Raw genomic sequence first — 20,496 nt, forward strand, 5'->3', positions numbered from 1 at the left:
GATATGAAAAGGCTTAAGCTACTCATTTTTCCTGTTTTGGTCGTTCTTTTGTCTGGATGCCTTTATCCGAATGCAGAACTTAAGAAGAATCAAGTACCAAATCAGGTTCAATTAGAATCGATTCAACATGCAGTTGAACAATTCCAAACCAATGAGAATGGACTGCTTCCCATTAAAACGAAACCTCAGGAAACACCGATTTTCCAAAAATATTTATTGGACTTCGATAAGTTGAAGCAGCGTGCCTTGATTGGGGAGCTGCCGGGTACTTCTTTTGAAAATGGTGGCTATTATCAATATGTCATCATTCATCCTGAAACGGATCCTACAGTAAAAGTGTTGGACCTTCGTACAACGGAAGCGCTCCGCTCCCTGCAGGTGAAATCGACTTTTTATCAACAGAGTCATCAGTATCCGCCATTTGGTGATCAAATAGCGAAAGGGGTTTACGAGCTTGATCATAGCAAGTTAGGGTTGGACGAGCCCCCTATGATCGACAGTCCGTATTCAGAGCAGATGCTGCCCGTTTATTTGAACGCAAATGGTGAAGTGCTTATCGATTATCGAAAAGATTTGTATGCCTATTTGAACGAAAAAGACCACGACTATCAAACAGGGGACGATATCCGATATTTACTGACCGATTACGCTCCGTTTGTACCCGGTTATTCTGAAGAATATACCGTGGAGGGTGGAGAGCCCATTTTTATGAGTGAACACTAATCCTGAAACGAAAACCGCTTCCTAGTTATAGGGGGGCGGTTTTTTGTTATACCTTTCATGACGAGTGTCTGGTCTCATGCTTGACTTAAGAGACAAATCCCACTCTTTGCGCGTGAAGAAACACTATGCGAACCAGGTGTGCCCCTCCTATCGTGGAGTTTTATTTGATCTGAGATACAGATAGGAACAGCATTTGAGAGCTCATGGAGCCTTCTTCAGTGACTGAGAACGTTCTCATACAGAGAGAATTTCACTCGCGTGAGGAAAACGGCGTCTATTTCCTATACACTGTGCATTGTCTCAAGTCGTAAACGAATAAGGGAATAAACCTGCATAGCCCTCCCGACGCACTCTTTTAAGACCGTCCTCGGTCTTCAAGTCCCCCTCTATCCATCTCCTCATCTTATACCCCTATCAGTCCTTCGAATCGTTAGGACAGCATGTTTCACAATCTATGAAAATAGAAGAAGATGAAAACCCCCCCTAGAAGAAAAATGAAAAAGATCTGAAGTTCTGGGAATGAAAGTGCGAGTGCTCAGATACATATAGAAGAAGAATGACGACCGAAGCATTTTCAACGTTTCTGTCATATTCCAATAGGACAACATCATAGACTTAGATTGTCTAGGCTTGTATGTTGGTGAAATATTATTTGGGAGGGGATCCTTTGGAAAAGGTAGATATCTTTAGCGATATTTCCAAACGGACAAATGGAGATATTTATTTAGGCGTGGTTGGGGCGGTGCGTACCGGCAAGTCTACATTCATAAAGAAATTCATGGAGCTTGTTGTTCTGCCGAATATGGAAGAAGAGTCTGATCGTGAACGAGCTCTTGATGAGCTTCCGCAAAGTGCTGCCGGAAAACAGATCATGACGACGGAACCTAAATTCGTTCCGAACCAAGCGGCCACGATCAACTTGGATGAGCATCTGGATATCCGGGTTCGTATGGTGGATTGTGTAGGCTATGCAGTCAACGGGGCTGTAGGATATGAAGACGAACACGGACCTCGTATGATTCACACTCCGTGGTATGAAGAAGCGATTCCTTTTCAGGAAGCAGCTGAAATCGGTACTCAGAAAGTAATCCAAGAGCACTCGACCATTGGTATTGTAGTAACAACGGATGGAACCATCGGGGAAATCGGAAGGCATGATTATGTTGAGGCAGAAGAAAAAGTCGTAGAGGAATTGAGAGAAGTAGGGAAGCCGTTTATCATGGTGATCAACTCTGCTCAACCTCATCATGACAGTACAGAACGTTTGAGAGCAGAACTCGCTGAGAAATACGATATCCCTGTTCTGGCTTTATCTGTTGAGAGTATGCGAGAAAAGGATGTCCAAAGCGTCCTCCGTGAAGCGCTATTTGAATTTCCTGTATTGGAAGTGAATGTGAACCTCCCGAGCTGGGTGATGGTACTGGATTCCAGACACTGGCTCCGAAACAATTTACAAAATGCAATTGAAGAAACTGTCAAAGACATTAAGAGACTGAGAGACGTAGACAGGGTCATCGGAAACTTTGACAATTATGAGCATATTACCGGCGCGCACATTTCTGGTATGGATCTGGGTGAGGGGATTGCCGAGATTGATCTGAGAGCTCCAGAGCAGCTTTATGATCAAGTGTTAAAAGAAATTGTCGGAGAAGAAATCAGAGGCAAAGACCATTTGCTGGAGATTATGCAGGACTTCTCTCATGCGAAGCGGGAGTATGACCAAGTAGCGGATGCACTGCAAATGGTCAAGCAAACTGGGTACGGCATTGCAGCGCCAAGTCTTGAGGAAATGGCATTAGATGAACCTGAGATTATCCGTCAGGGCTCAAGATTCGGGGTTCGTCTGCGAGCGGTCGCTCCATCGATTCACATGGTCAAGGTTGATGTGCATTCTGAATTCTCTCCAATCATCGGTACAGAGAAACAGAGCGAAGAATTGGTGAGGTATTTGATGCAGGACTTTGAGGAAGATCCTCTTTCCATTTGGAATTCGGATATATTCGGCAGATCGCTGAGCTCTATTGTAAGAGAAGGGATTCAAGCGAAGCTCGCGCTTATGCCAGAGAATGCACGCTATAAATTACAAGAAACGCTGGAACGAATTATCAACGAAGGTTCCGGCGGTATGATTGCTATTATATTATAACGGCTCCTCGTGAGCCGTTATTATTTTTTTGCACCATAAAATCGGCTGCCATTTCGCCCTCTCAATAAGGGTAAGCCCTCTCATTCCTCGTGGAGATCGGGAAAAGCGTAGGTTTTTCAAAAAAAAATTTCTACTTGAGAAGAGGAATTTTCATCAGAAGTGTCGTATATAACGATAGAGCCTAGAAAAACCAATTGAAACCTTGTCATATCAAGGGTTTGAGTGACTTGCGCACGAAAACCAATTGTGTTAGTCTATTTGTGAAATGAGGCGGAATTCAGCGTTGAAATCGCGTTGTAATGCGATTTTAAAGGTATTATCTATTGAATTTCCGTGAAAACTCGTTTAATATAAGGCTTGTCATCGGATGATGACCTTAAAAAACACATTTATAGCAGACCTTCGTCTGCTTGAATGAGATTAACCCTCTTGAGAGGAGGTGAATGTCATGAACAAAACAGATCTTATCAATGCAGTATCTGAAAAAGCAGATCTTTCTAAAAAAGATGCTACAACAGCGGTTGATTCTGTATTCGAATCGATCATGGATTCACTTAAAGATGGTGACAAAGTTCAGCTTATCGGCTTCGGTAACTTTGAAGTACGTGAGCGTGCGGCTCGTAAAGGTCGTAATCCACAAACTGGTGAAGAGATCGAAATCTCTGCAAGCAAAGTTCCAGCTTTCAAACCAGGTAAAGCCCTTAAAGACGCGGTTAAATAATAGCTACATAGGGCTGATAAAAAAGGGTGCGTTGTGCACCCTTTTTTATTTTTACTTATCGGCATCTATAGATGCTTTGACATCATACATCGAGTGAGAGATATTAGAAGAAAAGGAGACTAATGAATGAGTGCAAATAATAATGATTTCTTCGTCATAAAAGCGATGGAAGATGGCGTAAATGTCATCGGCTTGACTAGAGGGACAGATACTCGTTTTCATCATTCCGAAAAATTGGACCGTGGAGAAGTGATGATTGCTCAGTTTACGGAGCACACATCAGCTGTAAAGGTACGCGGCAAGGCTGTCATTCAGACAAGTCACGGTGAGATGACGAACGAAGCGGAGTAGCGAAGCATAGCTGAAGGGTCTTCGGAAGCGTATCAAACGGGAAATGTGCTATACTAAGTGTGGCAATTGTTAAGGAAGGACAAGGTGATCGAGTTGAACTCTACTGATAACCATATCAAACAACTTAAAGACAAAATAGCTTCAAGAATTCGCCATCCTTTTTTGGTTAAATTCGTTCAGGAACCGTTGATCGATGAGGATAAACTCGTTCTGTTGTCATCCATCATGGACCACACGAGCCTGTCCCAAGTGAAAAAAGAGCAGTATATCATTACGACGATGCTTGTTCAGATTGCTCTTGATACACACGACCTCGTCACCTTGACCGATGAAGAGGATGACAGGGAGACCGTCCGCAATCGTCAATTAACCGTTTTGGCAGGGGATTACTACAGTGGTCTGTATTATTACCTGCTGTCTCAGTTAGACGATATACCCATGATTCATACACTGGCAGGAGCCATTAAAGAAATCAACGAACTTAAAATGGAACTTTATTATAAAGATGTAGAATCTTTCCAGGAATTTTTAAATGGCCTGAAGAAAGTCGAATCCCTCTTGATTCAGCGCGTGGCTTCTTATGTTCAGAGATCGTCCATCAATGATATGGCTGGAGAGTGGCTGCTTGCGAAGAAACTGATGGTCGAGAAACGCAGCTATCAAGAAGGGAAATTTTCACCTCTGATGGATACATTAATCAACCGTGAAGGCAGTCACAGCGGCGGACAAGTGATGATTCATATTGAGCAGATGCTTCAACATCATATGCACCGCTTAGAGAACTCCGTTTCACAGCTGCCTATTCATTTTAATTGGCTGAAGTCGTACATGCACTCCGCCATCCATCATCAATTCAATCACAGACAGATAGCGGAAGAAGGGTAATTATGGATCAACAAACGAAGGAACAACGCGTTCACCACGTGTTTGAAAAGATATATAAACGATATGACTCAATGAACTCGATTATTTCTTTCCAGCAGCATCGTCTCTGGCGCCGCGATGTCATGAAGCGGATGAATGTCCAACCGGGCGATCGGGTGTTGGACGTTTGCTGTGGTACAGGGGATTGGACGATGTCACTCGCTGATGCGGTCGGAAAAGAAGGAAAAGTCATCGGTCTTGACTTTAGTGTGAACATGCTTTCTGTTGGGATCAAAAAGAAAATGCAGAAACGTTGGAGTCACGTCGAATTCGAGCATGGAAATGCCATGGATCTTCCCTATGAAGACGACAGCTTTGATTATGTGACCATCGGTTTTGGCTTGAGAAACGTCCCTGATTATCAGCAGGTGCTCAATGAAATGTTCAGAGTCGTGAAGCCTGGCGGAAAAGTGGTCTGTCTTGAAACATCACAACCGACAAACCCTCTATTCAAAGGCATCTATTATTTTTATTTCGGCAATGTCATGCCTGTATTCGGTAAGCTGTTTGCGAAAAGTTATCAGGAATACAGCTGGTTACATGAATCTGCAAAAGATTTTCCCGACCAGGAGGAACTGAAGCAGATGTTCTATAATGCCGGATTCAAACCTGTGCGTGTAAAGTCCTATACAGGAGGCGTCGCTGCGATGCATATGGGGGAAAAGCAAGAATGAAGGATGAAGTCCCATGAAATTAGCCATGATCTATTCGTTTCTTAAAAATGATCTCGCTGTCATTGAAGAAGCGGTAAACGAAACGATCCAATCTGAAAACCCTGTATTACGTGAGGCGTCCAGTCAACTACTCCAAGCAGGAGGAAAACGGATACGCCCTGTTTTTGTGCTGCTCGCAGGGAAATTCGGTGATTATGACCTGGAACGCATGAAGGCCGTTGCCGTGTCGCTTGAACTGATACATACTGCTTCACTCGTTCATGACGATGTCATAGATGAAGCGGAAGTGAGGCGTGGGCAGCCGACGATTAAATCACGCTGGGACAATCGCATTGCGATGTACACTGGGGACTATATCTTTGCGCGATCGCTTGAAAATATGTCGATGCTGGATAATCCACGGGCTCATCAGACGCTTGCGAAGACGATGGTGGAACTATGTCTTGGGGAGATTGAACAAATTCGGGATAAATACAACACGGACCAGAATTTGAGATCTTATTTGAGAAGAATCAAACGGAAGACGGCATTGCTTATTGCATCCAGCTGCCGCCTTGGTGCGATTGCTTCAGACGCCTGGCCGGAATATGAGCGAGCGCTTTGGGCGTATGGATATTATGTAGGAATGTCCTATCAGATCATTGACGATGTACTGGATTTCACAGCGTCTGAGAAAGAACTAGGGAAACCGGCTGGAAGTGACTTGTTACAAGGAAATATCACCCTGCCTGTACTTTATTCGATGCAGGATGCGGCGTTTAAGCAGAAGCTCGATGAGTTGTTTGAAGATAAAGAGAATCTGACCCATGAGCAGATTGAGCCTTTAATCGAGACGATCAAGACGAATGGTTCGATAGAGAAATCTCTAGCGTTTAGTGACAGGTACTTGAAGAAGGCATACGCTTCCTTGGACCGACTGCCACCAGGACGATCAAAACAGACCCTGAAGGGGATTGCCAAATACATCGGAAAAAGAAAAGCCTAGCCCTATTGCCTTCCTTAGCAATATTTGTTAGACTTTTCTTGGCACTTATTAAAAGCGCTTTCACATTATACATAAAATGAGGTGTAGAACATGGAAAAGACTTTTTTAATGGTTAAGCCCGATGGAGTACAACGCAACTTAGTTGGAGATATTTTGACGCGATTTGAAAGAAAAGGATTCAAATTAGTAGGAGCAAAGCTTATGGTCATCCCTGCTTCTCTGGCAGAGCAGCATTATGGAGAGCATAAGGGCAAGCCTTTCTTCGGAGAACTTGTTGACTTTATCACTTCCGGACCTGTTTTTGCCATGGTGTGGGAAGGGGAAGAAGTGATTGCGACGGCTCGTCAAATGATGGGTGCGACCAAGCCTCAAGATGCAGCTCCAGGAACCATTCGAGGAGACTTCGGCGTTACGGTTGGCAAGAACGTCATTCATGGATCAGATTCACCTGAAAGCGCAGAAAGAGAAATTAACTTATTTTTTGATGCTGAACAACTCGTGGACTACAAGAAGGAAAACCTTGCCTGGGTTTACTAATCGAGATGATCTGCAAAAAGCCGCTGTCTTATGCGGCTTTTTTATTTTGGGAAAAGTGGAGCGCTCCTTCGATCAATAGAATGCTGCTCCGCTAGCTGGTTTCGAATCTCGCCTTTCTTTATTTACAATCCATATGTCATAGAGTACGCTAATAAAGACTAGGTAAGGAGGAGCTTTCGAACGATGACAGAAGCACAGGGCTATAAAGAATTCGTTAAACTGATACATAAAAAGACAGGGATTGATTTGTCGCTTTATAAAGAAGCACAGATGAAGCGGAGGTTGACCTCTCTTCGGGACAGAAGGGGATTTGAGACGTTTCCGCGCTACTTTGAAGCCATAGGCAGAGAGCCGAAGCTATTTCATGAATTACTCGACAGAATGACGATTAATGTATCCGAGTTTTATAGAAATAGACAAAGGTTCGACGTGCTTGAGAATAAGGTCATCCCGATGCTGTTACAGGGGAAGAAGAAAATTAGAGTGTGGAGTGCAGCGTGCTCGACTGGGGAAGAACCCTACACGCTTGCGATGATTCTAAGTAAATTCATCCCCCTGAGTCAAATCGAGATCATCGCGACAGACCTTGATGATAACGCGTTGGAGCGAGCTCAAAAAGGGGTCTACTCGGAACGGTCTTTGAAAGAGGCGCCGGCGGAATCCGTTCATAAGTTTTTCAAAAAAGAAGGAGCATTTTACCACATTGCCCCTGAGATTAAACAGTGCGTCACGTTTAAGAAACATAATTTACTCGCAGATCCCTATCAAAAGGACTGCGACCTCATTGTCTGCCGGAATGTCATGATCTATTTTACAGAGGAAGCGAAGGAAGAAATTTACCGAAACTTCAGCAAGTCGTTGAAGAAAGATGGCGTATTCTTTGTCGGCAGTACCGAGCAAATCTTTTCACCGAACAAGTATGGTTTTGATGTTTATGATACATTTTTTTACAAAAAGAGATGAAATTTGAGGTCGGAAGCGCTTTCCGGTCTCTTTTTATAAAAATTTGAATATTTGAAGAACACAAACATCCGTGCTTATGATATAGTAATACGTAAATTTTAAAGCTGATTCAATCAGTTTCAGGAGGGACCATATAAATGCGCTACTTAACCGCTGGGGAATCTCACGGAAAACAACTTACGACAATTATCGAAGGCATGCCGTCACATCTGCCTCTATTAAAAGAACAGATCAACGAATCACTCCTAAGAAGACAGGGTGGATACGGCCGTGGAAAACGGATGCAGATTGAAAAAGATCTGGTCGAGATCACGAGCGGGGTGCGCCATGGCTATACGTTGGGATCTCCCATTACGCTTGTCGTACATAATGATGATTTTAAGCATTGGACGGACATCATGGGAGAGGACCCGATTCCTGATGACACGAAGCTCAGACGTGTCGTGACAAAACCAAGACCCGGACATGCTGATTTAAACGGTGGAATGAAATATGGACACCGTGATATGAGAAATGTGCTTGAGCGCTCTTCTGCAAGAGAGACAGCTGCCAGAGTAGGGGCGGGTGCCGTAGCAAAGGTACTGCTTAAAGAGCTTGGCATTGAAGTGGCCGGATATGTAAGAGAGATCGCAGGAATTGTCAGTGATGTGGACGAATCTCTTACCCTTGAGGAAAGACGTGAAATATCAGAGGCATCGCCCGTACGTACTTTTGATGAAGGTGCAGCTGAAAAGATGATGCACGCCATTGATGAAGCGAAGAAAGAAGGGGACTCCATTGGCGGCGTTTGTGAAGTGTATGTGGAAGGCATGCCGCCTGGAATCGGTTCATACGTTCATTACGACCGAAAACTCGACTCCCGTATTGCTGGAAGTGTTATGAGTATCAATGCCTTCAAAGGGGTTGAGTTCGGCATCGGGTTCGAAGCCGCAAGAAGAAACGGAAGTGACGTTCACGATGAGATCCTTTGGAGTGAAGAACGTGGCTACTACCGTAGAACGAATCGTCTTGGAGGATTTGAAGGCGGCATGACGACCGGGATGCCGATTGTTGTGAAAGGCGTCATGAAGCCGATCCCGACGCTTTACAAGCCTTTAAAGAGTGTGGACATCGAATCGAAAGAGGTATTCTCAGCAAGTATCGAAAGATCGGATTCCTGTGCTGTACCGGCAGCTTCTGTCGTCATGGAACATATCGTTGCCTTCGAACTTGCGAAAGTCATAACGGAAGAGTTCCCAGCTGACTACTTCCCTCGCCTGAAGAGAGCAGTCGATGACTACCGTAAAGAAGTGCAGGCGTTTTAATGTCTCAACTTACGATTCAAGCGGAGACGCATTCCTATGATGTGCTGATCGAGGCTGGGATCAGGCATCGGTTGGGAACATATGCTTCAGGTTATAAAGAGGTACTCGTTGTCACAGATGATCAAGTGGCAGAAAAATATCTGGATGATGTTGTAGCTGGGTTGATGGGGCAGAAGGTGTACACTCATATCGTCCCTTCAGGAGAAGCTTCCAAAAGCATGAAGCGATATGAAGACATTCTTGATAAGTGTATCGATGTAAAACTCGACCGCAACAGTCTTTTGATTGCTTTAGGTGGTGGCATGATCGGTGATTTAGCCGGCTTTGCCGCTTCCACCTATCTGCGCGGGATCGACTTTATCCAAATGCCAACGACCATCCTTGCCCATGACAGCAGTGTGGGTGGTAAGGTTGCGATCAATCACCCCTCAGGCAAAAACTTAATCGGAAGCTTTTATAATCCTGTTCAAGTCCTTTATGATGTGGAGACCCTGCACTCGCTTCCCGAGAAGGAAGTGAGGTCTGGTTACGGTGAAGTGATCAAACATGCAATGCTCAGTGATTACGACTGGTTAACGGACTTACTCGGTCTGACGCTGAGTAATATTGGGGATCAGAGGTTGATTCGTGACTTGGAGAAGGGAATTCAAGTGAAGGCCGGCATTGTGGAGAAAGATGAAAAAGAGCAAGGTCTCAGAAAACACCTTAACTTAGGTCACACGCTGGCTCATGCAATCGAAGCGGAAGTTGGATACGGGGAAGTCACCCATGGAGAAGCAGTTGCCATCGGCTTGTGGTTCGCCATGAGGTTAAGTGAACGAAAAGGTGATGTGAGGTTACCAATAAAAGATTATGTAAACTGGTTGAAAATGAATGGATATCCGCTTTCGTCCATCCGCTCACTTCAGTCCGTTGCATTGCTAAAGCGTATGAAGGTGGATAAGAAAACACTTGAACAAAAAGTTCATATGGTGCTATTGCAGGAGATTGCTGATCCATATGTTGTTTCTGTGGAAGACGAAGAGATGTTAACGCAACTTGAACTTTTTCTTAAAGAGGTGATCGAGACATGATAAGAGGAATCAGGGGAGCGACAACAGTAGAGAACAATGAGTCAGAAGAGATGTTGTCCCGGTCCTATGACATGATGGAAGATCTCATTAAACAAAATGGGATTACGCCAGATCAAGTGGTATCTGTTTACTTCTCCGTAACGGATGAACTAGATGCAGTCTTTCCTGCCAAATGCTTACGGCAGCTTGAAGGATGGACGCATGTACCCGTCATGTGTATGAGAGAGATTCCTGTTCCGGGAAGCCTTCCCTACTGCATTCGTGTTATGGTTACAGTAGAGACAGCACGTTCTCAGGAAGAGATCGAACATATCTATCACCATCAAGCCAAACAACTTAGACCTGACTTGCAGAAGTGAGAGGAGAATACTAGTGAAAGCAAAAGAGATATTAAAAACGATGAAACCTTACAAACCTGGAAAAGGAATTGAAGAGGTCAAGGAGGAATACGGCCTAGACCGTATCGTCAAGCTTGCTTCAAATGAGAACCCGTTCGGTTTTTCTCCGGAGGTTCAAAAGGAACTTCCGGCCTTGATTGAAAAACTGGAAATCTACCCGGACGGATATTCGGCTGCCATAAGGAAGAAAGTGGCCCAATTCATCAATGTGAATGAGGATCAGTTAATCTTCGGAAACGGCTCTGATGAAGTGGTGCAAATCGTTTGCCGAACATTCCTCGAGCCTGGTACGAACACGGTTATGGCGACACCTACTTTTCCGCAGTACCGACACAATGCGTTGATCGAAGGAGCGGAAGTCAGGGAAGTCCCGTTAGTAGACGGTCATCATGACTTAGATGAAATGCTTAATCAAGTGGATGAGCATACGAGAGTGTTGTGGATTTGTACACCGAACAACCCAACAGGCGTCCACATCGACCATGACCACCTTCAATCTGTCGTGGAGCGATGCCCGGAACATGTCTTGATCGTAATCGACGAAGCGTATTATGAATACTTGGAAGCGGAAGATGCCTTTGATTCCCTTGCTGGGCTTAAAGAACATTCGAACCTGATGGTCCTGAGAACTTTTTCTAAAGCGTACGGACTTGCCGGTCTCAGAATCGGATATGGTGTCGCTCATCCTGATATCATTCAAGTGCTTGAGCCTGCAAGAGAACCTTTTAATACATCAACAGTAGCTCAGGCAGCTGCCATCATCGCACTAGACGACCAGGCATTTATCCAAAAATCTGTAGAAGAAAACCGTAAAAATAAAAAGAAATTGATGAAATTCTGTGACGATAACGGGATCTCCTACTATGACTCACAAGCAAACTTCATCCTTGTGCATTTACCGATCAGCGGGGATGCCATGTTTGAGCATCTGCTCACAAAAGGGTTTATCGTACGTTCGGGTGAAGCGCTTGGACTTCCGAATACGATCCGTTTGACGATTGGAAAAGAAGAGGATATGGAAAGAATCCAGGAGGAAATGAAACAAAGAATCGCTTCAGGAGTGAGTTAATATGTCAGAGAAGGTGCTGATCGTCGGTCTCGGGTTGATTGGCGGATCACTTGCCATGAATGTATCAGAGAAAGAGGGCTACACCGTGATTGGTGTTGACCAGGATGAAGAAGCGTTGAACATGGCGCTTGCTCAGGGTGTCATTCACCAGGCATCGACGGAGTTTGAAGCTGTTGTCAAGGAAGCGGACATTTGTGTATTAGCCACCCCCATTTCCACCACCATCCGTTACTTGAACATACTCCAAAAGATGGATTTAGAGAAGCCTCTTCTTGTGACCGATGTTTCTTCAGTCAAAAATCGTGTACTGGAGGCAGCGAACAAATGGGAGCATCCCATGCTTTCGTTTGTAGGGGGGCACCCGATGGCGGGGTCTCATAAGCAGGGATATACAGCCGCTAAGCCCCATTTGTTTGAAAATGCCATTTACGTGTTGACGCCTTCCGTTCATGCGAGCAATCAGGAAGCGGATCGATTGAAGGAATTGTTCTCCGAAACGGGAGCGCGTTTTCTCACGTTTACAACTGAGGAACATGACGAAATGACGGCGGTCATTTCCCATTTTCCTCATTTGATTGCGTCTTCCCTCGTTCACCAGGCGAGAGAATGGCAGGAGACGCATCCTTATATCGAACATCTAGCTGCAGGCGGGTTCAAAGATATTACACGCATAGCTTCTAGTAATCCTTCTTTATGGCAGGACATCTTCTTCCAAAATAGAGAACTGCTGATGACTATGCTCGATGATTGGATCAAGGAAATGGAAGAAATTCGTGATTATTTATCTGAACAAGATGCGGAGAAGACGCTGGAATACTTGGTCGAGGCGAAGCGTTATCGAGACGGGCTTCCGACGAAGGAAAGAGGAGCCATCCCGGCGTTTTATGATCTTTACGTCGATATTCATGATAAGCCGGGAGCCATTTATCAGGTCATCGGTCAGCTTGCTGCTGCCGAAATCAGCATTAAAAACATCGAAATCCTGGAAATCCGTGAAGGGATTACAGGTGTGCTCCGAATCAGCTTTGCATCGAGTGAAGATCAGATGAAGAGTAAAGACCTGCTTGGACGCAACTCGTTCGAAGTCATGGTCCAACAATGAGAGGAGGGATTAAATGTCAGAAGTAACATTAGAATCCAAGACGAAAGGATTGTCTGGTGAGGTGCGAGTACCAGGCGACAAATCTATATCACACAGAGCAGTCATTTTTTCTTCATTGGCTGAAGGGACGTCGACCATTACAAATTTCCTGACCGGAGAGGATTGTTTCCGAACGGTGGAAGCCTTCCGACAAATGGGTGTGAACATCGAGGAGGAAGGCTCCACACTGAAGATTCATGGGCAAGGCGTTCAAAAGTTGACCGCCCCAACACAGCCGATCAACTTCGGTAACTCGGGAACAACCGCCCGCTTGATGAGTGGCGTTCTTTCTGCCCTGCCTTTCTTTACAACAGCTTATGGAGATGAATCGTTATCAAAAAGACCGATGGACCGTGTCGTCCTACCACTGAAGGAAATGGGCGCCGTCATTCATGGACGCAATAGTTCCTCATTCCTTCCGCTTGCCTTCTCCGGAACCACGCTTAGAGGCATGCGCCATGAGTTGAAGGTCCGTAGTGCTCAAGTGAAGTCCGCGCTCCTTCTCGCTGGTTTGTTGTCAGAAGGGGACACAACCGTCGTCGAAAAAGGGGTTACGAGGGACCACACCGAAAAGCTCTTGCCACAATACGGAGTTGACCTTGAGGTGAAGGGTTCTGAAATTACGATTTCCGGTGGACAAGCGTTGTCTGCCTCCGACTTGCAAGTGCCGGGTGACATCTCTTCTGCAGCATTCTTCATGGTGGCAGCAGCCATCACTCCTGGGAGTGAAGTGACGATTCGGGACGTAGGATTGAATGAAACGAGAAACGGAATTGTCACAGCTCTCGAACGAATGGGAGCATCTATCGATTATGACATTCATACATACATCGGGGATGAACCGGTCGGCGATGTGCGCGTATCGACAAGTACGCTTGAGGGTGTCACAATAGAAGGCGAACTGATTGCCAATCTCATTGATGAAATTCCGATCCTTGCCCTTGCCGCTACTCAAGCGGAAGGTGAGACGGTCATCAAAGACGCCGAAGAATTGCGAGTGAAGGAGACCGACCGCATTTACGCCGTTGTAGAGAATTTGAAGCGTCTCGGTGCCGATATCGAAGCGCGTGACGATGGAATGGTCATAAAAGGCGGCAGAGCCCTTAATGGAGGCGTGCTGGACTCATTCGGGGATCACCGCATCGGAATGATGGCTGCCATCGCCTCGCTCGTTACAGAGGGTCCTGTGACGATCCTGGACAAAGAGTGCATTAATATTTCCTATCCACCGTTTTTCGAGCATTTGGATCAATTAAGATAGAAGAAAGTTTCATAGTTTGCCATAAGCTCTCATACGATGTAAAAAGCCCAATGGAGGTTTTAATCGTATGGGAGCTTATTGGTTTATCCATCAAAAAGAAGGCACCCGATCAGAGACAACCGTTTATGGGAACAAGTATGTAAGAGACCGTATTGGAAAGATGCATTACATCCAAATGGATACGAGTGGGTTCTCTGTTACACCGGGACATGTCATGATGGATGTGAACGACCCACTCGAAGAGTCCGCACACCCTGTACAAACATCCGAGTCCTACATAAAAAAAGGGTGCACGCTTCTCGTAGTGAAACACCTAGTTTCTAGCATACGTCACTACAGGGAATTGTATGACCAATTATTAAAAAAACTGGAGCCGATCCCCGTCCCGTACATGGTGACTCCAGTCGTTCCGGCACACCTGCTCCGCCCGGAACTGGTCCGTTACTTTTCCCGCAAAGGCGCTCCTTTTTTATGTGTTGAAGTGAAAGGTCCAGAAGAGCTTCGTTCCGTCACTTGGGAATGGATTGTCCAGGCTCAGTCCCACAAGCGAATACCTTTGACAATTATCGTCAAAGATGGCGAAAATACGTCCGTAGATTATACGGATTTGTGGGATGCGCTCTCTCGGCAGTATGGTATCATTAGGTTAACAGACATACAGGAAGACGAATGGTTGACGAGTCAAAACCTGAGGGACAGTGGTATTTATCCGAATAGAGGGGACTTTATCTATGGTGGATGTGCCGATTACAACTTATACCGGCAGGAAGAAGGCTCAACGTTTGATGAAGAGGATGATTTCAGATATCATAATGCTGTTCCAGATGTGACCGTTGTAAGTGGGAAGGTCGTTCAAGTGAATCAGACTTTAATCGACTATACCCCTCAATCACATGTGAAAGTAAACGTACACAAGCACTTTGTTTAATTTGAAAGGATGTAACCATGGAGGAAATTCAAAAAGCCGTCCGTCTGATGGATGAGCACAAGACGGAAGATGCGATAAATACTTTAACAACCTACCTACCAGAAGCTGATGAAGAAGAACGCTTCACGATAGCTGAACTTTACATTCAATGGGGGATGCTGGAAGAAGCGAAACCCGTTCTTGAAGAAATGATGCAGCGTTACCCGAAGGAGCAGGAATTGAAGGTCATGATGGCTGAGATCCATATTGACCTTGGCGAAGATGATGAAGCCATAGACATTCTGAATCAGTTCGGTCCGGAAGATGAGGACTATTTACAGGCTCTTGTACAGCTGGCTGATCTCTACCAGGCTCAAGGACTGTATGAGGTTTCAGAGCAGAAGTTATTAGAAGCTAAACAAGTGGAACCTAACTCTTCGATTATCGACTTCGCCCTTGGGGAACTTGCTTTCTCTAATGGTGAATACGCGAAGAGTGTCCCTTATTATGAAAATGCCATGCACCACGAGCCGGTAATCGGTGATGTAGAAGTTGCAACCCGACTCGCAGAAGCATTCGCAGCAAACGGGGAATTCGAACAGTCTCTTGAAATGTTCCAGAACGTTGAAGAGGATAACCCAGATGTCCTTTTCCGTTACGGTTTTGTAGCGTATCAGGCAAATCGAAATGATATTGCGATGAAAGTATGGGAAAACTTAATTGACAAAGACCCGTATTATCAATCTGTTTATCCTCACCTGGCACAGGTCTATGAATCAGAAGGCATGCAGAAAGAAGCGCTTGCCATGGCGGAAAAAGGGTTGGAAAAAGATGAATTCAACAAAGAGCTTTATCACCTGGCCGCTACGTTATCTCACCACCAGGGCAACAAAGAGCAGGGCTATCAGTACATGCGTGAAGCGATTGCTCTCGACCCGGGTTATAAGGAAGCCGTATTGTTCCTGATTGAAAATTACAAGGCGGATGAAGACTTCGAGTCGATCATTGAACTTATTAATGAACTGATCCACCTCGGGGAAGAAGACCCGAATTACTACTGGGAGCTTGCGAACGCTTATGAAGAAGAAGAACAGTTCAAGGATGCGCTTGGTATGTATGAGAAAGCTTACCCGAACTTGAAAGAAGACACAGACTTCCTTAAAGCATATGGATACTTCCTTGTAGAAGAAGGGTTAATGAATGATGCACAGAAAGTTCTTGGAGAATATTTAGCGATTGATCCGACAGATACAGAGGTGGAGGACTTCGTTTCCAGGTTGAAAGAAGAATAGGTTTAACACTGTAGCGCAGGAGGGGCGCCCATGCAAACACCCATTTCCGTGGATGAAAAGAAGGATTTTGTCCGATGGTTTTTGAATCACTTTCAGTTGAAAAAACGGGAAAGCGTATGGATTCTGAATTACTTGATGAATCATGAGTCTCTATTATCCAGTGTACATTTCGTTAATGAAGTCAAGTTCTGCCCTCGCGGCATGGAAATCAGCGCACAAGGCGTATCGGACCCGCCGTTCCGTTTTTACAAAGGTCAGGTCATGACAAACGATGCTGAGAAATCCTTTCACGATCTACGCATGAATAAAGATGAACCGGTCTATATCCAAATGAATTTTGAAAAAGCTCAACAGTGTTCGAAATATGCTTTGGTGTTGGAGGAGAACCCTTATCTCCCGAAAGATTATTACTTGAATGACCGGGACAAATCAGAAGCGAACCGCCTGCTCTCCCACAGCCTGCTGCAGCATAGATTGAAACAGACAGAGACCGAAATTGATCTTGCGCTAGTGCGGGGGGACCGGGAAACGTTCAACGATCTCTGTCAGGCATTAAACCAAATTAAAAAAGAATTGAATGCTTTCACATGAAAGTCAGGAACATCCTTGATGTCCTGGCTTTTCTTTTTGTGAGGATTTAGTACAATAGAGGGAAAGATAAATAAGGGGAGAATTCCATGCGCTTTGCGAAAAAAGATATCGGCCAGTACCTGCCGGAGAAGGAATACATAGACACGGTTGTCATACCGCTTGTTCCGTTTGACCCGTCCTCTGACAAAAACATGGAGAAGCAGGCGTTTCTGCGTGAATTGAATCAAGTCTTCACCAATGTGATAGAAAAAGAGTATAGAGGACGAATATTTTTATCACCTGATTACCATTATATGAGTGATGGACAAGATGAGGAAGTAGAGAGGATCAATCAATGGATTCATCATTTCCGAGAACAGCCTTTCAAGCATATTTTTCTTTTCACCTTCGACATGAAATGGAAAAAGTACGAAAAAGATATCGAGGGCGAGTTGATCTGGGTGCCTGGATTGCAAACAGGGGATCTTCAATCCACTGAGACACAAGCATTTGTCAAAGAACAGGCTAAAGAGATCAGCGAACTTATCCAATCGTATTGGTAGGAGCAGAAGTTACGACAAGGATTGATAGGATATATTGACCCGTCTTCAAGATTGCGCTATCATGGTATTGTCCTAGTAAACTGTGTGTAAACAATCCATGTCACATGGATGACCGCATAGAGGGGGGAAAAAAATGAGCGACAAAAAAAGAGTATCCCGCCGTCAATTTCTAAACTACACATTGACTGGTGTGGGCGGATTTATGGCTGCCGGTATGCTTGCACCGATGGTACGCTTTGCGATTGATCCTGTGTTGAAAACACAAGAGGGTGGCGACATGGTATCGGTTGCGTCCGTAGACGAAATCACCAACGAACCACAACGCTTTGAATGGACGATCGATCAGGTGGATGCCTGGTACGAATCTGAAGTTCAGAAAACGGCTTGGGTGTACAGAAACGATAGTGATGAGATTATAGCTTTATCTCCGATCTGTACACACTTAGGGTGTACGGTGGACTGGGCTTCAAATGAAGAATATCCGAATCAATTCTTCTGTCCATGTCACGCCGGACGTTATACCAAGGATGGTGTAAACGTGCCGAATACACCTCCAACTGCACCGCTTCCTGTTTATCAACATGAAGTGAGAGATGGCATGCTTTACTTAGGTGATGCTATATCAAGAGAGGGGGCATAATTCATGCTACAAAGGTTGTATGACTGGGTGGACGAGCGTGTTGACATTACCCCGTTATGGCGAGACATTGCTGACCACGAGGTGCCTGAGCATGTCAACCCTGCACACCACTTTTCTGCATTTGTTTACTGTTTTGGCGGACTGACATTCTTTGTTACCGTTATTCAAATTCTTTCTGGAATGTTCTTAACGATGTATTACGTTCCGGATATCGAAAATGCTTGGAAATCTGTTTATTACTTACAAAGAGAAGTAGCCTATGGGCAGATCGTTCGTGGTATGCACCACTGGGGAGCGAGTCTCGTGATTGTCATGTTATTCCTACATACATTACGGGTATTCTTCCAAGGAGCATATAAGAAGCCACGTGAGCTTAACTGGGTAATCGGAGTACTCTTGTTCTTCGTAATGCTCGGACTTGGTTTCACTGGATACCTACTACCTTGGGATAACAAAGCTTACTTTGCAACACAAGTAGGGCTTGAGATTGCAGCAGCAACACCTCTGATTGGTGATATGCTTAGAACATTACTCGCGGGTGATCCATCTATCGTTGGAGCGCAAACGCTTACTCGTTTCTTTGCCATTCACGTATTCTTCCTGCCTGCAGCTTTGTTCGGATTGATGGCGTTCCACTTCATACTCATCCGTAAACAAGGTATTTCTGGACCACTATAAGAGGTAAGATGAAAAGGAGGGAAAGTTGTGCATAGGGGAAAAGGTATGAAATTTGTCGGTGACTCCCGTGTCACTGCCGAACAAAAAGCTAATTTACCAAAAGACTATTCAGAGTACCCGGGACGTACGGAAGCGTTTTGGCCGAACTTTCTACTTAAAGAATGGCTTGTGGGCTCCGTATTCTTAATCGGTTTCCTTATACTTACTGCCGCTCACCCGTCTCCACTTGAGCAGCAGGCGGATCCGACGAATGCGAGTTACATCCCGTTACCTGACTGGTATTTCTTGTTCTTATACCAATTTCTGAAGTATCAATTCGCTGGGGGAGACTACATCGTATTAGGTGCAATCGTCATGCCTGGTATCGCTTTTGGAGCGTTGTTACTGGCTCCGTTCCTGGACCGAGGACCTGAAAGACGACCTACGAAGCGACCAATCGCTGTCAGCCTTATGCTTCTTGGTGTCATCGCTACGTTCTGGTTGACGTATGAATCTGTCAGCCACGCGGACTATGAGATGCGTGCTGAACAGTACGGTGTTAACATTGAAGCTGTCGAGTCTGAGATTGATCGTTCAGGACCTGGCTGGGCGGTTTATGAAGCGAACTGTATGAGCTGTCACGGTGATGCACTTCAGGGGGTAGGGAACTATCCATCCTTAATGGATACTGAGAAATCAGTTGATGAAATTAAAGATATTGCCGTCAATGGTATTGGTCAAATGCCTGCTGGAATCTTCAACGGCTCTGATGAAGAACTTCAGCAACTGGCCGAATTTATTAAAAATGCTGGTTCTGGTGGAGGCGGCGAGGAAGGTTCCTCAGAAGAAGGTGGGTCTTCAGAAGAAGGTTCATCTGAAGGTGAGGAGTCTGCTTCCGCGCACTAATTCACTAGAGATTCAAACATAATGTACAATGAAGCCGCGCTCGTAAGAAGAGCGCGGCTTCATTTATCCTGGAGGAATGGTTTATGAAAGGTTTTATCTCCTACATACTCACGAACCGCCTATTCTTATGGCTATTATTCATTGTCAACCTTTTTGGCACAATCTATGGGTATATCTGGTATGAACCTCAACTCGTTCAGACGGAAGCCATTTACCTTGTTTTTGTTCCAGACAGCCCTACAGCCAGCTTGTTTTTCACTATATTTTTAGGGTTCTTCCTTTTCGGGAGAAACGTTCCTTATATTGAAGCGCTGGCTCTCATTACGCTGATGAAATACGGCATATGGGCTGTCGTCATGAACGGATTGACGTTCGTCGATCAAGGCGGTTCACTACCGCTCACGGGATATATGCTGATCGCTTCTCACGGAGCTATGGCTGTTCAGGCTCTTTTATACACCCCGTATTATCGAATTCGACTGAGACATATTGCTTTCGCTGCGGTTTGGACGCTTCATAATGATGTGATCGATTATGTGTTTGAGCAGATGCCGATCTATCCGTCCATTATGGAGCACATGAATGAAATTGGATACTTTACGTTCTGGTTGAGTATTGGATGTATCGCTATCGCTTATGTGACAACACAAAAGCGTCGTTCTACATGATGCCGCCCATTCATACACTCTCT

The 20,496-nt window shown here is 45.1% G+C and carries 23 protein-coding genes; all 23 read left to right on the forward strand.

Annotated features, from left to right (window positions below):
• The first annotated feature begins 3 nt into the window (after nt 1-3).
• The 23 genes from LCM20_RS07045 to LCM20_RS07155 all read left to right on the forward strand — a co-directional run bounded on the left by LCM20_RS07045 (nt 4) and on the right by LCM20_RS07155 (nt 20,473).
• A complete protein-coding gene (locus LCM20_RS07045; RefSeq protein WP_225194719.1) occupies nt 4-723 on the forward strand; it encodes a hypothetical protein in 720 nt (239 codons plus the stop codon).
• 667 nt (nt 724-1,390) lie between these two features.
• Nucleotides 1,391-2,869 carry a stage IV sporulation protein A gene (gene spoIVA / locus LCM20_RS07050; protein ID WP_225194720.1) on the forward strand — a complete coding sequence of 493 codons (1,479 nt, stop codon included), beginning with the start codon at nt 1,391-1,393 and terminating at the stop codon, nt 2,867-2,869.
• A 448-nt stretch (nt 2,870-3,317) separates the two neighbouring features.
• Complete coding sequence (locus tag LCM20_RS07055; protein WP_225194721.1) at nt 3,318-3,590, forward strand: HU family DNA-binding protein; 273 nt, start codon at nt 3,318-3,320, stop codon at nt 3,588-3,590.
• Between the two features lie 126 nt (nt 3,591-3,716).
• On the forward strand, nt 3,717-3,941 hold the full coding sequence (gene mtrB, locus LCM20_RS07060) for a trp RNA-binding attenuation protein MtrB (protein WP_225194722.1): 225 nt from the start codon (nt 3,717-3,719) through the stop codon (nt 3,939-3,941).
• Nucleotides 3,942-4,103: 162 nt separating this feature from the next.
• The gene (locus tag LCM20_RS07065; RefSeq protein WP_263621969.1) at nt 4,104-4,826 is read left to right on the forward strand and encodes a heptaprenyl diphosphate synthase component 1; all 723 of its coding nucleotides are present in this window, start codon (nt 4,104-4,106) and stop codon (nt 4,824-4,826) included.
• A gap of 2 nt (nt 4,827-4,828) precedes the next feature.
• Entirely contained in the window at nt 4,829-5,539 is a 711-nt protein-coding gene (locus LCM20_RS07070; RefSeq protein WP_225194724.1) for a demethylmenaquinone methyltransferase, read from the forward strand.
• A 13-nt stretch (nt 5,540-5,552) separates the two neighbouring features.
• Entirely contained in the window at nt 5,553-6,524 is a 972-nt protein-coding gene (gene hepT / locus LCM20_RS07075; RefSeq protein WP_225194725.1) for a heptaprenyl diphosphate synthase component II, read from the forward strand.
• 90 nt (nt 6,525-6,614) lie between these two features.
• On the forward strand, nt 6,615-7,061 hold the full coding sequence (ndk, locus tag LCM20_RS07080; protein WP_225194726.1) for a nucleoside-diphosphate kinase: 447 nt from the start codon (nt 6,615-6,617) through the stop codon (nt 7,059-7,061).
• Nucleotides 7,062-7,244: 183 nt separating this feature from the next.
• The gene (locus LCM20_RS07085; RefSeq protein WP_225194727.1) at nt 7,245-8,024 is read left to right on the forward strand and encodes a CheR family methyltransferase; all 780 of its coding nucleotides are present in this window, start codon (nt 7,245-7,247) and stop codon (nt 8,022-8,024) included.
• A 137-nt stretch (nt 8,025-8,161) separates the two neighbouring features.
• Nucleotides 8,162-9,328, forward strand: a complete 1,167-nt coding sequence (gene aroC, locus LCM20_RS07090) for a chorismate synthase (protein WP_225194728.1) — start codon at nt 8,162-8,164, stop codon at nt 9,326-9,328.
• Entirely contained in the window at nt 9,328-10,401 is a 1,074-nt protein-coding gene (gene aroB / locus LCM20_RS07095; RefSeq protein ID WP_225194729.1) for a 3-dehydroquinate synthase, read from the forward strand. Before aroC ends, aroB begins: the two co-directional genes overlap by 1 nt.
• The gene (aroH, locus tag LCM20_RS07100; protein ID WP_225194730.1) at nt 10,398-10,760 is read left to right on the forward strand and encodes a chorismate mutase; all 363 of its coding nucleotides are present in this window, start codon (nt 10,398-10,400) and stop codon (nt 10,758-10,760) included. The genes aroB and aroH overlap by 4 nt, the downstream gene beginning before the upstream one ends.
• Before the next feature lie 13 nt (nt 10,761-10,773).
• The gene (gene hisC / locus LCM20_RS07105) at nt 10,774-11,868 is read left to right on the forward strand and encodes a histidinol-phosphate transaminase (RefSeq protein WP_225194731.1); all 1,095 of its coding nucleotides are present in this window, start codon (nt 10,774-10,776) and stop codon (nt 11,866-11,868) included.
• A gap of 1 nt (nt 11,869) precedes the next feature.
• The gene (locus tag LCM20_RS07110; protein WP_225194732.1) at nt 11,870-12,970 is read left to right on the forward strand and encodes a prephenate dehydrogenase; all 1,101 of its coding nucleotides are present in this window, start codon (nt 11,870-11,872) and stop codon (nt 12,968-12,970) included.
• Nucleotides 12,971-12,983: 13 nt separating this feature from the next.
• Nucleotides 12,984-14,270, forward strand: a complete 1,287-nt coding sequence (aroA, locus tag LCM20_RS07115; protein ID WP_225194733.1) for a 3-phosphoshikimate 1-carboxyvinyltransferase — start codon at nt 12,984-12,986, stop codon at nt 14,268-14,270.
• Between the two features lie 67 nt (nt 14,271-14,337).
• Nucleotides 14,338-15,198, forward strand: coding sequence for a hypothetical protein (locus LCM20_RS07120; protein WP_225194734.1), 861 nt, complete (start codon nt 14,338-14,340; stop codon nt 15,196-15,198).
• Nucleotides 15,199-15,215: 17 nt separating this feature from the next.
• Nucleotides 15,216-16,469: a tetratricopeptide repeat protein gene (locus LCM20_RS07125; protein WP_225194735.1), complete on the forward strand. Its 1,254-nt coding sequence runs from the start codon at nt 15,216-15,218 to the stop codon at nt 16,467-16,469.
• Between the two features lie 30 nt (nt 16,470-16,499).
• Entirely contained in the window at nt 16,500-17,060 is a 561-nt protein-coding gene (locus LCM20_RS07130; protein ID WP_225194736.1) for a ReoY family proteolytic degradation factor, read from the forward strand.
• An 86-nt stretch (nt 17,061-17,146) separates the two neighbouring features.
• Nucleotides 17,147-17,602, forward strand: a complete 456-nt coding sequence (locus tag LCM20_RS07135; protein WP_225194737.1) for a YpiF family protein — start codon at nt 17,147-17,149, stop codon at nt 17,600-17,602.
• Nucleotides 17,603-17,735: 133 nt separating this feature from the next.
• Nucleotides 17,736-18,242 carry a ubiquinol-cytochrome c reductase iron-sulfur subunit gene (locus LCM20_RS07140; RefSeq protein WP_225194738.1) on the forward strand — a complete coding sequence of 169 codons (507 nt, stop codon included), beginning with the start codon at nt 17,736-17,738 and terminating at the stop codon, nt 18,240-18,242.
• Nucleotides 18,243-18,245: 3 nt separating this feature from the next.
• Nucleotides 18,246-18,920 carry a menaquinol-cytochrome c reductase cytochrome b subunit gene (qcrB, locus tag LCM20_RS07145; RefSeq protein WP_225194739.1) on the forward strand — a complete coding sequence of 225 codons (675 nt, stop codon included), beginning with the start codon at nt 18,246-18,248 and terminating at the stop codon, nt 18,918-18,920.
• A gap of 27 nt (nt 18,921-18,947) precedes the next feature.
• Complete coding sequence (locus LCM20_RS07150) at nt 18,948-19,805, forward strand: menaquinol-cytochrome c reductase cytochrome b/c subunit (protein ID WP_225194740.1); 858 nt, start codon at nt 18,948-18,950, stop codon at nt 19,803-19,805.
• An 83-nt stretch (nt 19,806-19,888) separates the two neighbouring features.
• Nucleotides 19,889-20,473 carry a DUF1405 domain-containing protein gene (locus LCM20_RS07155; protein ID WP_225194741.1) on the forward strand — a complete coding sequence of 195 codons (585 nt, stop codon included), beginning with the start codon at nt 19,889-19,891 and terminating at the stop codon, nt 20,471-20,473.
• Nucleotides 20,474-20,496: the final 23 nt, after the last annotated feature.

Origin of the sequence: Halobacillus litoralis (assembly GCF_020171725.1) — a bacterium.
Taxonomy (GTDB): domain Bacteria; phylum Bacillota; class Bacilli; order Bacillales; family Halobacillaceae; genus Halobacillus; species Halobacillus litoralis_F.